This window comes from Streptomyces sclerotialus, from assembly GCF_040907265.1.
Classification (GTDB): Bacteria; Actinomycetota; Actinomycetes; order Streptomycetales; family Streptomycetaceae; genus Streptomyces; species Streptomyces sclerotialus.
On the sequence record NZ_JBFOHP010000002.1, the window covers coordinates 4,292,213 to 4,306,374 of the forward strand.

The 14,162-nt window shown below is 69.5% G+C and carries 12 protein-coding genes; 8 read left to right on the top strand and 4 right to left on the bottom strand.

Translation table 11 applies throughout. The annotated features are described in order from the left end of the window. The first annotated feature begins 95 nt into the window (after window positions 1-95). Window positions 96-2,759, top strand: coding sequence for a transglycosylase domain-containing protein (locus AAC944_RS19085; RefSeq protein WP_030615292.1), 2,664 nt, complete (start codon window positions 96-98; stop codon window positions 2,757-2,759). Between the two features lie 136 nt (window positions 2,760-2,895). Continuing rightward, window positions 2,896-4,356, top strand: a complete 1,461-nt coding sequence (locus tag AAC944_RS19090; RefSeq protein ID WP_030615295.1) for a glycosyltransferase family 87 protein — start codon at window positions 2,896-2,898, stop codon at window positions 4,354-4,356. A 118-nt stretch (window positions 4,357-4,474) separates the two neighbouring features. Here the strand turns inward: AAC944_RS19090 and AAC944_RS19095 are convergent, their stop codons facing one another. The 3 genes from AAC944_RS19095 to AAC944_RS19105 all read right to left on the bottom strand — a co-directional run bounded on the left by AAC944_RS19095 (window position 4,475) and on the right by AAC944_RS19105 (window position 7,146). Next, entirely contained in the window at window positions 4,475-5,506 is a 1,032-nt protein-coding gene (locus AAC944_RS19095) for an alanine racemase (RefSeq protein ID WP_030615299.1), read from the bottom strand. A gap of 65 nt (window positions 5,507-5,571) precedes the next feature. Further along, the gene (locus AAC944_RS19100) at window positions 5,572-6,690 is read right to left on the bottom strand and encodes a lipid II:glycine glycyltransferase FemX (protein ID WP_030615302.1); all 1,119 of its coding nucleotides are present in this window, start codon (window positions 6,688-6,690) and stop codon (window positions 5,572-5,574) included. 126 nt (window positions 6,691-6,816) lie between these two features. Next, window positions 6,817-7,146 (bottom strand): hypothetical protein, encoded by a 330-nt coding sequence (locus tag AAC944_RS19105; RefSeq protein WP_030615305.1) that lies wholly within the window; start codon window positions 7,144-7,146, stop codon window positions 6,817-6,819. 230 nt (window positions 7,147-7,376) lie between these two features. Here AAC944_RS19105 and rpsF point away from each other — a divergent pair, with 230 nt between their 5' ends. From rpsF to rplI, 4 genes are all read left to right on the top strand, one after another. After that, window positions 7,377-7,667, top strand: coding sequence for a 30S ribosomal protein S6 (rpsF, locus tag AAC944_RS19110; protein WP_003978891.1), 291 nt, complete (start codon window positions 7,377-7,379; stop codon window positions 7,665-7,667). Between the two features lie 78 nt (window positions 7,668-7,745). Continuing rightward, complete coding sequence (locus AAC944_RS19115; RefSeq protein ID WP_030615309.1) at window positions 7,746-8,336, top strand: single-stranded DNA-binding protein; 591 nt, start codon at window positions 7,746-7,748, stop codon at window positions 8,334-8,336. A gap of 122 nt (window positions 8,337-8,458) precedes the next feature. Then, complete coding sequence (gene rpsR, locus AAC944_RS19120) at window positions 8,459-8,695, top strand: 30S ribosomal protein S18 (protein WP_003978893.1); 237 nt, start codon at window positions 8,459-8,461, stop codon at window positions 8,693-8,695. A gap of 18 nt (window positions 8,696-8,713) precedes the next feature. Continuing rightward, window positions 8,714-9,160, top strand: coding sequence for a 50S ribosomal protein L9 (rplI, locus tag AAC944_RS19125; RefSeq protein WP_030615311.1), 447 nt, complete (start codon window positions 8,714-8,716; stop codon window positions 9,158-9,160). A 163-nt stretch (window positions 9,161-9,323) separates the two neighbouring features. On the opposite strand, the gene AAC944_RS19130 is transcribed toward rplI, so the two are convergent. Continuing rightward, window positions 9,324-10,661, bottom strand: a complete 1,338-nt coding sequence (locus tag AAC944_RS19130; RefSeq protein ID WP_030615314.1) for an MATE family efflux transporter — start codon at window positions 10,659-10,661, stop codon at window positions 9,324-9,326. A gap of 464 nt (window positions 10,662-11,125) precedes the next feature. Here AAC944_RS19130 and dnaB point away from each other — a divergent pair, with 464 nt between their 5' ends. Together dnaB and AAC944_RS19140 are read left to right on the top strand one after the other, a co-directional pair. Next, the gene (gene dnaB / locus AAC944_RS19135; protein ID WP_368397287.1) at window positions 11,126-12,595 is read left to right on the top strand and encodes a replicative DNA helicase; all 1,470 of its coding nucleotides are present in this window, start codon (window positions 11,126-11,128) and stop codon (window positions 12,593-12,595) included. A 76-nt stretch (window positions 12,596-12,671) separates the two neighbouring features. After that, window positions 12,672-14,105 carry a serine hydrolase domain-containing protein gene (locus tag AAC944_RS19140; protein WP_051871799.1) on the top strand — a complete coding sequence of 478 codons (1,434 nt, stop codon included), beginning with the start codon at window positions 12,672-12,674 and terminating at the stop codon, window positions 14,103-14,105. Window positions 14,106-14,162 lie beyond the last annotated feature (57 nt).

The window sequence follows — 14,162 nt, forward strand, 5'->3', positions numbered from 1 at the left end:
TGCGACCAATACGGGCCGTGTTGTCGGGGGGACCTGAAGTGAACTGCCGCCTTCAGGCGATGAGATAGCGCGCCTGCCCGAGGAGTAACCGTTCCATGAGCGAGCACCGTCGCAAACCGCCGCAGCCGCAAGGTGGCGGACGTGCCGCGGCCCGACGCGCCGCACAGCAGCAATCCAGTGGCCGTCGTGCCGCGCCGTCGCGCGGTTCGGCGAGGCAGTCAGCCTCCGCCGCCTCCCCGTCCGGCGCACCTGGGCAGGAGCCTCCGTATCAGGGGCGGGCGGCGGCGCGCCGGGCTGCGCAACGCGGCGGGCGCCGGCGGGCGCCCGAAGCAGCGGCCGGCGCGGCGGCCGGTGGAGCAGGCCGCGGCCGCGGTGGCGGTCGCCGCTCCGGTGGCGGTGCCGGAGGTGACGGCCGGCCGCCCAAGAAGCGGTTCATCGATTACCCGCGCGCGGGCAAGTACGGAGCGCGCCGCTGGGTACCGTCCTGGCGTCTCGTCCTGGGCAGCTGCCTGGGCTTCATCGCGTTCGTCCTCGGTCTGTCGGGCATCGCGCTGGCGTACGTCGACGTACCGAACCCGCAGAAGCTCGCGGGAGTGCAGAAGAACGTCTACTACTGGGCCGACGGCAAGCAGATGGTCGTCGCCGGCGGCGGTGAGCTCAACCGCCAGATCGTGCCGATCAGCCAGATCCCGCAGTCCATGCAGGACGCGGTGATCTCCGCGGAGAACGCCTCGTTCGAGACGGACTCCGGTGTCGACCCGATGGGTATCGCCCGCGCGGTGGTCAAGATGGCCATGGGCGGTGAGACCCAGAGTGGCTCGACGATCACCCAGCAGTACGTGAAGAACACCTACCTGAACCAGGAACAGACGCTCAAGCGCAAGATCACTGAGCTGTTCATCTCGATAAAGGTGGGCGCCTCGGAGCCCAAGCCCAAGATCCTGGCCGGGTACCTCAACACGGCGTACTACGGGCGTGGTGCCTACGGCATCCAGGCCGCTTCGCGCGCCTACTACAACAAGGACAGCGAAGACCTCACCAGGAGCGAGGGAGCCTTCCTCTCCTCGCTGCTCAACGGTCCGAACCTGTACGACCCGTACGTCACGACGGAGGCCGAGGGCGCGAACCTCAAGCGCGCCGAGGCACGCTGGGCGTGGACGCTGGACCGGGAAGTCGAGGTGGGGCGGCTGTCCAAGACCGAGCGGGCCAAGATCGCGAAGGAAGGCTTCCCGCGCCCGCGGCCGCCGAAGAAGGCGATGGACCTGCGAGGCCAGAAGGGCTACCTCGTCGACCTCGCCAACAACTACATCACCGCCAACACCGACATCTCGGAAGCCGAGCTGAAAAAGGGCGGCTACTCGATCCACACCACCTTCGACCGCAAGAAGATGGGGCAGCTGACCAAGGCGGTCGAGAAGGTCTCCAAGCAGGCGCTGAAGCCCGAGCAGCGCGCGGTCGACAAGTACGTGCAGTTCGGCGGCGCATCGGTCGAACCGAAGTCCGGCAAGATCGTCGCCATCTACGGCGGCAAGGACGCCACGGAGCACTACACGAACAACGCCGACTACACCGGCGTCCAGGTCGGCTCCACGTTCAAGCCGTTCGTCCTGGCCGCGGCGATGGACAAGGGCGTGCGCAACCCGAGCAACCCGGCCATCCGTACCCCCGTGTCGCCGAACAGCATGTACAACGGCGACAACAAGCTGCGGCTGCTCAACTACGACCGGACCGTCTGGCACGACAAGGACGGCAACGAGTGGCACCAGGCCAACGACGGAAATGAGGACAAGGGCCGGGTCAGCCTGCGGACCGCCATGCAGTACTCGGTGAACACGCCCTACATCCAGCTGGGCATGGACGTCGGACCGGACGTGGTGAAGCAGGAGGCGATCGCCGCCGGTCTTCGGGACGACAACAGCATGGCGCGGACCACGCCGACGTTCTCGCTGGGCACCTCGGCGCCCAGCGCGATCCGGCTGGCCGGTGCCTACGCCACCTTCGCCGCCAGCGGTCAGCAGACCGACCCGTACTCCGTGGAGTCGGTGACCAAGGACGGCGTGGAGGAGTTCAACCACAAGGAAGTGGCGAAGACCAAGCAGGCCTTCGACCCGAACGTGGCCAACAACGTCACGGACGTGCTCAAGACCGTCGTCAAGAAGGGCACCGGTACGGCGGCGCAGCTGCCGGACGGCCGTGAGGTGGCCGGCAAGACCGGTACCACCGACGACAACAAGTCGGCGTGGTTCGCGGGCTACACCAAGCAGCTGGCCACCACGATCGGCATGTGGCGCGTCAACGACCAGGCCAAGGTCCAGAAGTTCCTGAAGATGTACGGCGTCGGCGGCGAGGAGAAGATCCACGGAGCTTCGTTCCCGTCGGAGATCTGGCGCGACTACATGATGGAAGCCATGAAGGGCGAGGAGATGCTGCCCTTCCCGCAGCCTCAGCCGATCGGCAAGGTCGTCTACGGCGAGAGCGCCAGCCCGACTCCGACGCCGACGCCGTCGGACGAGCCGTCGGACGAGCCGTCGGAGACGCCGTCCGAGACCCCGAGCGACGAGTCCTCCCCCAGCGCCACACCCACGGAGACCTGTTCGCCCTGGGACCTCGCCTGCAAGGACAACGGCGGTCAGGACAACGGCGGGCCTTCCGGTGGACCCGGAGACCCGGGCGACGAGCCTTCGCCACCGGTGACCGAGACACCAGGCGGCGATGACGACGGTGGTTTCTTCGGAGGCCCCAACGGCATCAAGGAATGACCGCACGCTGTTTCACGTGAAACGCCAGACCGGTTTCACGTGAAACGGCGGCCGCAGAACGACGAGCCCCCGACCCGGCATGCCCGGGCGGGGGCTTCGCCGTTCCCAGCACAGAGACGTGCGGCAGGATGACCCCATGACGAGCGTGCGACAGGACGAGCCCGTACGGCCGACGGAACGGGACGAGGTGGCGGCGGCCGGCAGCGAGCTGATCGGCGGACCGCTCGGCCGCCGCGTACAGCTCGGCGCGAGCTGGTGGACGCCGGTACGCGTCATCGCTCTCGTGGCCCTGGGGATGTTCGCCCTGGGGATGGTGCAGAAGCTGCCCTGCTACAACGGGGCGTGGTTCTTCGGTGCCACCAGCCAGTACACCCACGCCTGCTATTCCGACATCCCGCATCTCTACGTCGGGCGCGGCTTCGCGGAGAACCTGGTCCCCTACTTCGACCGGCTCCCCGGCGACATGCAGTACCTCGAATACCCGGTGCTGACCGGGGTGTTCATGGAGGTCGCCTCCTGGATGACGCCGCACGGCGGCACGATGCAGCACCGCGAGCAGATCTACTGGCTGGCCAATGCAGGGATGCTCATGATCTGCGCCGCCGTCATAGCGGTCTGCGTGGCCCGCACCCACCGCAACCGCCCCTGGGACGGACTGCTCCTCGCCTTGGCGCCGGCCTTCGCGCTGACCGCCACCATCAACTGGGACCTGCTCGCGGTCGCGCTGACCGCGGTGGCGATGCTGCTGTGGGCGCGCAGCCGCCCGCTCGCCGCCGGTGTCTTCATCGGGCTGGCGACCGCCGCCAAGCTCTACCCGGTCCTGCTGCTGGGCCCGCTGTTCGTCCTGTGCTGGCGGGCCGGCAAGTGGCGCGCGTTCGGCGCGGCGACGGGGGGCGCGGTCTTCTCCTGGCTGGCGGTGAACCTGCCGGTCATGCTGCCGGCCTGGGACGGCTGGCAGAAGTTCTACACCTTCAGCCAGGCGCGCCCGATCGACTTCGGCTCCGTCTGGCTGCTCATCTCCCAGCGCACCGGCAACCCGCTGGAGTACGCCAACACCTACGCGACGCTGCTGATGATCGTCGGGTGTGGCGCCATCGCGCTGCTCGCCCTGTACGCGCCGCGCCGCCCGCGCCTGGCCCAGCTGGCGTTCCTGGTCGTGGCGCTCTTCGTCCTGACCAACAAGGTCTACTCACCGCAGTACGTGCTCTGGCTGATCCCGCTGGCCGCACTGGCCCGCCCGCGCTGGCGGGACTTCCTGGTCTGGCAGGCCTGCGAGGTCATGTACTTCCTCGGCATCTGGCTCTACCTCGCCTACAGCGGCAGCGGGGACAAGCACCAGGGACTGCCGCCGGAGGGCTACCAGCTGGCCATAGCGCTCCATCTGCTGGGCACGTTGTACCTGTGCGCCCTGGTGGTCAGGGACGTGCTGCTGCCCGACCGGGACGGGGTACGCCGGGACGGCGCCGACGACCCCTCGGGCGGTGTCCTGGACCAGGCACCGGACGTGTTCGTCCTGGGCCGGCAGCACGCTGCCGCACCGCACACCGCCCCGTACGAGGGCGTGGCACGGGTCGAGTGGGGCCCGGCCCGGGACTGACCACCGGGAACCGCAGCCCGGTCGGCGAGACAGCCGGAGGAACGCGGCGGGCCCGGACGCACGGCAGCGGAGCCGTCCGTCCGGGCCCGTGGTGCCGGAGCCGCCGGGAAACCGCCGGTCAGCGGTCCACGATGCGGTCGAACTGGGTGGTCGTGTGCCGAAGGTGGGCCACCAGTTCCTCGCCGACCTTCGGCTCGGGCGCGTCGCTCGGCACGAACAGGATCGAGACCTGCATGTGCGGCGGCTCCGCGAACCAGCGCTGCTTACCGCCCCAGACGTACGGCGAAAGGTTCCGGTTCACCGTCGCCAGGCCCGCCCGCGCGACGCCCTTGGCGCGTGGCATCACGCCGTGCAGCGCCTTGGGCGACTCCAGGCCGACACCGTGCGAGGTACCGCCGGCCACCACGACGAGGTAGCCGTCGGACGCCGCCTTCTGCTGCCGGTAGCCGAAGCGGTCCCCCTTGGCCACACGGGTGACGTCCAGGACCGAGCCGCGGTACTCCGTGGCGTCGTGGTCGCCGAGCCAGAGGCGGGTGCCGATCCGCGCCCGGAAGCGGGTCTGCGGGAACTGGGCCTGCAGCCGGTGCAGCTCCTCGGCCTTGAGGTGGCTGACGAACATGGTGTGCAGCGGCAGCCGCGCGGTGCGCAGCCGGTCCATCCAGCCGATGACCTCGTCGACGGCGTCGGTGCCGTCGGTGCGGTCCAGCGGCAGGTGGATGGCGAAGCCCTCCAGCCGTACGTTCTCGATCGCCGAGGCCAGCATCGGCAGCTCCTCCGGCGTGACGCCGTGCCGCTTCATGCTGCTCATGACCTCGACCACGACCCGTGCCCCGGCCAGTCCGCCGAGACCCTGGACCGACGAGACCGAACGGATCGCCCGGTCCGGCAGCGGCACCGGCTCCTCGCCGTGCCGGAACGGCGTCAGGACGAGCAGATCACCGCTGAAGAAGTCCTTGATGCGGGCCGCTTCGTAGGTGGTGCCGACCGCCAGCAGATCGGCGCCGAGGCGGGTCGCCTCGTCGGCGAGGCGCTCGTGGCCGAAGCCGTAGCCGTTGCCTTTGCAGACCGGGACCAGGCCCGGGAACTGCTGCAGCACCTGCTGCTGGTGCGCCCGCCAGCGCGCGGTGTCGACATAGAGGGTGAGCGCCATGGCCGGCCCGTGAACCTTTCTCGTGGCTGTGTGCGTGGATCTTCAGGAACGTCGCAGGCGAGCGGTCAGCGCCGCGACATGTAGATGTCCAGCGCCTTGTGCAGGAGCTTGTTCAGCGGGAAGTCCCACTCGCCCAGGTACTCCGCCGCCTGCCCGCCGGTGCCGACCTTGAACTGGATCAGGCCGAAGAGATGATCCGACTCGTCCAGCGAGTCGCTGATGCCGCGGAGGTCGTAGACGGTCGCGCCGAGCGCGTAGGCGTCCCGCAGCATCCGCCACTGCATCGCGTTGGACGGGCGGACCTCGCGGCCGATGTTGTCGGACGCGCCATAGGAGTACCAGACGTGGCCACCGACGACCAGCATCGTCGCCGCGGAAAGGTTCACGCCGTTGTGGCGGGCGAAGTACAGCCGCATGCGGTTGGGGTCCTCGCTGTTGAGGGCCGTCCACATGCGCTGGAAGTAGCTCAGCGGCCGCGGGCGGAACTGGTCACGCACCGCGGTGATCTCGTACAGCCGCTGCCACTCGGCGAGGTCCTCGTAACCGCCCTGGACGACCTCGACGCCGGCCTTGTCGGCCTTTTTGATGTTGCGGCGCCACAGCTGGTTGAAGCCCTTGTGGACGTCCTCCAGCGAGCGGTTCTCCAGCGGCACCTGGAAGACGTAGCGGGGCTGCACGTCACCGAAGCCCGCGCCACCGTCCTCGCCCTGCTGCCAGCCCATCCGGCGCAGGCGGTCGGCGACCTCGAAGGCGCGCGGCTCGATGTGGGTGGCCTCCACGTCCCGCAGACGCTTGACGTCGGGGTCCTGGATGCCGGCCTTGATCGCGGCGGCGTCCCAGCGGCGGATGACGACCGGCGGGCCCATCTTCACGGAGAAGGCGCCCTGCTGCTTCAGATGCGCGAGCATCGGCCGCAGCCAGTCCTCCAGGTTCGGGGAGTACCAGTTGATGACGGGACCCTCGGGCAGGTACGCGAGGTACCGCTTGATCTTGGGCAGCTGGCGGTAGAGGACCAGCCCGGCACCGACGAGCTGCCCGGCGGAGTCGAACCAGCCCAGGTTCTCCGAGCGCCACTCGGACTTCACGTCGGCCCAGGCCGGGACCTGCATGTGACTCGCCGCGGGCAGGCTCTGGATGTATGCCAGATGCTGCTCTCGACTGATGGTCCTCAGGGTCAGGCTCATGCGGGGCGCTCCTCGGCAGGTTTGTCCCCGTGGTCGGGGCTCCGGCTCTCGCGCCGAAGCCTACTGCGCCAAGGGAGCACCCCGTCTGGGCCTACGGGCGCAGGAGCCCGTACGTCATCGGTGCGGTCAGCCCAGTACGCCCCCGAAGAGGCCGCCGTGTGCCATGCCGAGGAAGAACCCGAGCGCCGCAGCGCCCAGACCGATGATCAGTACGAAGCGCTCCCCGGTGGTCGCGGAGATGAACTGTCCCCAGGCCCCCGTCACGATGCCGACCAGACCTGCCCAGGAGCTGAGCAGGTGCAGATGGGTGAAGGCGGCGGAGATCACGGCGATGAGGCCGAGCACCAGGGTCACCACGGCGAGGGTGTTCTCGACGGGGTGTGCCTTGCCGTCGCTCTTCAGCGCGGAGAGCAGGCCGTGCTGCTGGGACTTCTGGGGCTGTACTGCATGTGCCATGCGGCACCTCCGTAGACAGGGCGGCGCACTGTAACGCCGCTCACACCCGTTGTGTTCCAGATTGAGGGGATCCGTGGCCTGATTTCAACCGGAAGCCCTGCGGCGGGTACTCTGTACGGTCTGCGCCCATGTCTGTCCGCATTCGCTGTACGGGCCGGGCGCGGAACGCATCACGACCCTCCTGCCACGGAACGACCGTGGCCGCTGAGTCCAAAGGAGGTGGGTTCCACATGCGTCACTACGAGGTGATGGTCATCCTCGACCCCGATCTGGAGGAGCGCGCTGTCTCCCCCCTGATCGAGAACTTCCTTTCCGTCGTCCGTGAGGGCAACGGCAAGGTCGAGAAGGTCGACACCTGGGGCCGTCGTCGTCTCTCGTACGAGATCAACAAGAAGCCCGAGGGCATCTACTCGGTCATCGACCTCCAGGCCGAGCCGGCCGTCGTCAAGGAGCTCGACCGTCAGATGAACCTGAACGAGTCGGTCCTCCGGACCAAGGTCCTCCGTCCCGAGACCCACTGACCGCGTAAGCGTTCAGCGGACATCGGGTCCGAGTAGCAACACAGCAGCCAGCAGCACACCCGCCGAGAGGTTCCCCTAATGGCAGGCGAGACCGTCATCACGGTCGTCGGCAATCTTGTCGACGACCCCGAGCTGCGCTTCACCCCGTCCGGTGCGGCGGTCGCGAAGTTCCGCGTCGCGTCCACTCCCCGCACCTTCGACCGTCAGACCAATGAGTGGAAGGACGGCGAGAGCCTGTTCCTGACCTGCTCGGTCTGGCGTCAGGCGGCGGAGAACGTCGCCGAGTCCCTCACGCGGGGCACCCGCGTGATCGTGCAGGGCCGCCTCAAGCAGCGGTCGTACGAGGACCGCGAGGGCGTGAAGCGCACGGTCTACGAGCTCGACGTCGACGAGGTCGGCGCGAGCCTGCGCAATGCCACGGCCAAGGTCACCAAGACCAGCGGCCGGGGTGCTCAGGGCGGCGGCTTCGGCGGCGGCCCGCAGGGCGGCGGCCAGGGCGGTGGCGGCGGCTGGGGCGGCGGCCCCGGCGGCGGCCAGCAGGGCGGCGGGGCTCCCGCCGACGACCCCTGGGCGACCGGTGCTCCTGCGGGCGGTGGCCAGCAGGGTGGCGGCGGTGGCGGCTGGGGCGGCGGCTCCGGCGGCGGCTACTCGGACGAGCCGCCCTTCTAGGCACGTACGTCCGGCACGTACATGCGGGGCTGTTTCACGTGAAACGCCGTTTCACGTGAAACGTGAGCCCGGCGGCCTGAGGGCGCCAGCACAAACTTCTTGAAACTCACTGGAGAGAGACAATGGCGAAGCCGCCTGCTCGCAAGCCGAAGAAGAAGGTTTGCGTGTTCTGCAAGGAGAAGATCTCCTACGTCGACTACAAGGACACGAACCTGCTGCGGAAGTTCATCTCCGACCGCGGCAAGATCCGTGCCCGCCGGGTCACCGGCAACTGCACCCAGCACCAGCGTGACGTCGCCACGGCCGTGAAGAACAGCCGTGAGATGGCGCTGCTGCCCTACACCTCCACCGCGCGATAAGGGAAGGGTGACCGAAACATGAAGATCATCCTCACCCACGAGGTCTCCGGCCTCGGCACCGCCGGCGACGTCGTTGACGTCCGGGACGGTTACGCCCGTAACTACCTGGTCCCGCGCGGTTTCGCGATCCGCTGGACCAAGGGCGGCGAGAAGGACGTCGAGCAGATCCGCCGCGGTCGTAAGATCCGCGAGATCGCGTCGGTCGAGCAGGCCAACGAGGTCAAGGGTCAGCTCGAGGGCGTCAAGGTGAAGCTGGCCGTCCGTGCCGGCGACGCCGGCCGCCTGTTCGGCTCCGTCACCCAGGCCGACATCGCCTCGGCGATCAAGGCTGCCGGTGGCCCGGACGTGGACAAGCGCCGCGTGGAGGTCGGTTCGCCGATCAAGACCCTGGGCGCGCACCAGGTCTCCGTGCGTCTGCACCCCGAGGTTGTCGCCAACCTCGGCGTCGAGGTCGTCGCTGCCTGAGTGCAGCCCGATCGCACGGCCTGATCACCGGCCGCGGGCAGCAGCCCGCTGACCGCGGCACGGTGAGCGAGTCACACCGTAGGGGCCGCATCCTTCCGAGGATGCGGCCCCTACGGCTGTTCGGTGGGCCGCCGGGCCACGGAGGCCGGACGCGTCCGGTCGCTCAGCGAGCGGCGCCCGTCACGATCCAGCGGCCCGATCGGGTGCGGATCCACAGGGTCACCATGCGGACGGTCATCATCAGCGCCATCGACCACCACAGCGCGGTCAGCCCGCCTCCCAGCGCCGGGACGGCGAGGGCCACCGGAGCGAAGACCGCCAGCGTGACGAGCATCGCTCCGGCCAGGTACGGCCCGTCCCCCGCCCCCATCAGCACGCCGTCGAGAACGAAGACGATGCCGGAGACCGGCTGGCTCACCGCGACCACCAGCAGGGCAGGCAGCAGGACGTCCTGCACGGCCGGATCGGCGGTGAACAGCGGGATGAACAGTGGCCGGGCCAGTGCGACCAGGACGCCGAGCACCACTCCGGAGGCGATGCCCCACTCGACCATGCGCCGACAGGCGGCCTTGGCTCCGGCCACGTCGCCCGCGCCCAGATAGCGCCCGATGATGGCCTGGCCTGCGATGGCGATCGCGTCCAGCGCGAAGGCCAGCAGCGACCACAGGGTCAGGATGATCTGGTGGGCGGCCACGTCGGCGTCGCCGAGCCGTGCGGCGACCGCCGTCGCGATCATCAGGACGGCGCGCAGCGAGAGCGTACGGACCAGCAGGGGCACGCCGGCCTGTGCGGAGGCGCGGATACCGGCGGTGTCGGGGCGGAGTGAGGCGCCGTGCCGTCGTGCTCCGCGTACGACGACGGAGAGGTAGACGGCCGCCATGCCGCACTGGGCGATGACGGTGCCCCAGGCGGAGCCGGCGATGCCCAGACCGGCGCCGTAGACGAGTCCGATGTTGAGAACGGCGTTGAGCGAGAAACCGCCGATGGCGACGTACAGCGGGGTTCTGGTGTCCTGCAGGCCACGGAGGACGCCGGTGGCGGCGAGCACGACGAGCATCGCCGGAATGCCGAGGGCGCTGATCCGCAGGTAGGTGGTGGCGTACGGAGCCGCGGTGCCGGACGCGCCGAAGACATCGACGAGCCAAGGCGCGGTCGGCAGCACGACGGCGATCACGGCGGCGCCCAGCAGGAGGGCGAGCCAGATGCCGTCCATGCCCTGGCGGATGGCGGCGGACAGATCGCCGGCGCCGACCCGGCGGGCGACGGCCGCGGTGGTGGCGTAGGCGAGGAAGACGAAGACCGAGACGGCGGTCGTGAGGAGAGCGGCGGCGACACCGAGTCCGGCCAGTTGCGGGGTGCCGAGGTGCCCGATGACGGCACTGTCGACCATGACGAAGAGAGGTTCCGCGACGAGCGCGCCGAACGCGGGGAGGGCGAGTGCGATGATCTCGCGGTCGTGCCGGCGGGCGGTGCGCCTGGGCTTCGCGGGAGCCTGTGTCATGCACCCAATCTAATCTTCCACAGGTAAGAGACACAAATAGGTTGTGCTCCTTACTTTCCGCTGTGCGGAGTGGTCGTCTCCGCGGTGATTGTCGCGATCTTGAACAGGTTGCCGAAGTTTTTCTCCCCCACAGGCTATGGATGAAAAAGCCGCAGGTCAGAAGCGTCAGGGAGAGGTGATTGTGTGTTTGTCCACACCGCTTTCCCCCGCGCCGTGCACAGGATCCGGGGAGTTCTCCACAGGTTGGGGGCGATCATCCACATGGCCTGTGGATAACCAGATTGGCGGACGGTGCCCACAGGCCTACCGTTGTGCGGCGCCCCCTCCCCGTGCCGGTCCTTGGATTCATCCGAACTCGTCGCGCCGTAAGCGGAGTCGGGTGACTCGTTTGTCGGAGCCGTGCCGTAAGAAAGAAGGGCACAGCAAGGTCCGCGTGGCGGACGGGAGGAGGTGGCGTGGTGAGCATGCCCGAGCCCATGGAGGACCCCTGGTCCGACTCCGGCCCCGGCGACCGGCTGCCCGCCCGCTCCCGCCGGAACGACGGCAAGGGACGCGGCCGTGAGGACCGGTTCGACCGCGAGGACAGCGGTGGTGCGTGGTCCGGCGGCGGATTCGAGCGGGTCCCGCCGCAGGACCTGGACGCCGAGCAGTCCGTACTGGGCGGCATGCTGCTCTCCAAGGACGCCATCGCGGACGTGGTGGAGGTCCTCAAGGGCCACGACTTCTACCGCCCGGCGCACGAGCTGGTCTACCAGGCCATCCTCGACCTGTACGCCAAGGGTGAGCCCGCCGACCCGATCACCGTCGCCGCCGAGCTGACCAAGCGCGGTGAGATCGCCCGGGTGGGCGGCGCTTCGTACCTGCACACCCTCGTGCAGTCCGTACCGACCGCGGCCAACGCGGAGTACTACGCCGAGATCGTCCATGAGCGTGCCGTGCTGCGCCGGCTGGTCGAGGCCGGTACGAAGATCACGCAGATGGGATACGCGGCCGACGGCGACGTCGACGAGATCGTCAACAGCGCGCAGGCGGAGATCTACGCCGTCACCGAGCAGCGCACCAGCGAGGACTACCTCCCGCTCGGCGACATCATGGAGGGTGCGCTCGACGAGATCGAGGCGATCGGCTCCCGACAGGGGCAGATGACCGGCGTCCCCACCGGCTTCTCCGACCTGGACTCCCTGACGAACGGCCTGCACCCCGGCCAGATGATCGTCGTCGCGGCCCGTCCGGCGATGGGTAAGTCCACGCTCGCGCTGGACTTCGCCCGGGCCTGCTCGATCAAGCACAACATGCCGAGCGTCATCTTCTCGCTCGAGATGGGGCGCAACGAGATCGCCATGCGTCTGCTGTCCGCCGAGGCCCGGGTGGCGCTGCATCACATGCGCTCCGGCGCGATGACGGACGAGGACTGGACCCGGCTGGCCCGCCGGATGCCCGACGTCTCGGCCGCGCCGCTCTACATCGACGACTCGCCGAACCTCTCGATGATGGAGATCCGGGCCAAGTGCCGCCGCCTCAAGCAGCGGCAGGACCTGAAGCTGGTGGTCATCGACTATCTGCAGCTGATGCAGTCCGGCGGCTCCAAGCGCGTCGAGAGCCGTCAGCAGGAGGTCTCGGACATGTCCCGTAACCTCAAGCTGCTGGCCAAGGAGCTGGAGCTGCCCGTCATCGCGCTCTCCCAGCTGAACCGTGGCCCCGAGCAGCGTACGGACAAGAAGCCGCAGGTTTCCGACCTCCGAGAGTCGGGCTCCATCGAGCAGGACGCCGACATGGTCATCCTGCTGCACCGCGAGGACGCCTACGAGAAGGAGTCCCCCAGAGCGGGCGAGGCGGACATCATCGTCGGCAAGCACCGTAACGGCCCCACCGCCACCATCACCGTCGCCTTCCAGGGACACTACTCGCGCTTCGTGGACATGGCCCAGACCTGATCGGGCCGCGAGGCAGACCTCGCCGAATCCCCGGGCGCGGTACGGAAGTTCCGTGGTGCTCTGCGAGCATGAGGGTATGACGGAGCGGGATGGCGTGGTGGTGTCCACGGACGAGGACCGCGGGAGTACGGAGCTGCTGCCGGCGACTCGGCGGGAGCTGTGGCGGCGGCTCGCCGTGGGGCAGACGGAGGGCCGGGCCCCGTCGATGGTGGGCGCGGTCGTCCGGGACGGGCGGCCGGCGTGGCTGGGCCTGCGGGGCACGGTGGACGGCGCGATGCCGCACGCCGACATGCAGTACCGCATCGGCTCGCTCACCAAGACGTTCGTGGCGGTGCTCGTCATGCGGCTGCGCGACGAAGGACTGCTCGAGCTGGCCGACCCGGTCGGTGAGCACCTCAAGGACACTCCGGTCCCGGACGCAACGGTCGCGCAGCTGCTCGCCCACAGTGCGGGGCTGGCGGCCGAGGCACGCGGCCCGTGGTGGGAGCGGACGCCGGGCAGGCTGCGGCCGGGTCCCGCCGACATCTTCGGTGAGCGGCCGCGCCGCCATCCCGCGGGCCGGCGGTACCACTACTCCAACCCCGGGTACGCGCTGCTGGGCGCGCTCGTCGAGCGGCTGCGCGACGGAGAGCACTGGGCCGAGGTGCTGCGCCGCGAGGTGCTGGAACCGCTGGAGATGACGCGTACGACGCCGGACCCGGTGGCGCCGCATGCGGCGGGCTGGGCCGTGCATCCGTGGGCGGACGTGCTGCTGCCCGAACCGGCCGAGGACACCGGCCTGATGGCCCCGGCGGGCCAGCTGTGGTCCACGGCGTCGGACCTGTGCCGGTGGGCGGCGTTCCTGGCCGAGGGCGACGACCGGGTACTGAGCGCGGCGACCGTCGCCGAGATGCGGACGCCCGCTGTGCCGGCGGAGGGCGACGGGAGCATGGGCTACGGCCTGGGTCTGCAACTGCTGCGGACGGACGACGGCCGGGTGCTGGCCGGACACACCGGCTCCATGCCGGGCTTCCTGGCGTCCCTGTGGGTCGGTACGGATACTCGTACGGACGACGGAGTCGGTGGTCTCGCGCTGGCCAACTGCACGTCGGGCCCCGCCGTGAGCGGCATCGCCGCCGATCTCGTACGGATCGTGGCCGAGCGGGAGCTGAGCGTCCCCGCTCCGTGGCGGCCGCTGGCCGGGCCCCTGGACGAGGAACTGCTGGCACTGACCGGCCCCTGGTACTGGGGCGCGAGCCCTTTCGTCCTGCGGCTGCGGGCGGATCGGGAGCTGGAGCTGAGCCCGGTGTCCGGAGGGGGCCGCAGCTCACGGTTCCGGCCGGAGCCGGACGGTAGCTGGACGGGCCTGGACGGGTACTACGCGGGGGAGACGCTGCGCGCGGTGCGGGCCGGGGACGGTTCGGTGAGCCACCTGGACCTGGGGACGTTCGTGTTCACCCGCGCGCCGTACGAGCCGTCGGCACCCGTGCCGGGCGGTGTCGACGCGGGCGGCTGGCGCACGGAGGGGTGAACGGACGCCGGGGGAGGCGTCGGCGAGGCCGTGCACCCGGGCAGCGGGCGCCGGAGG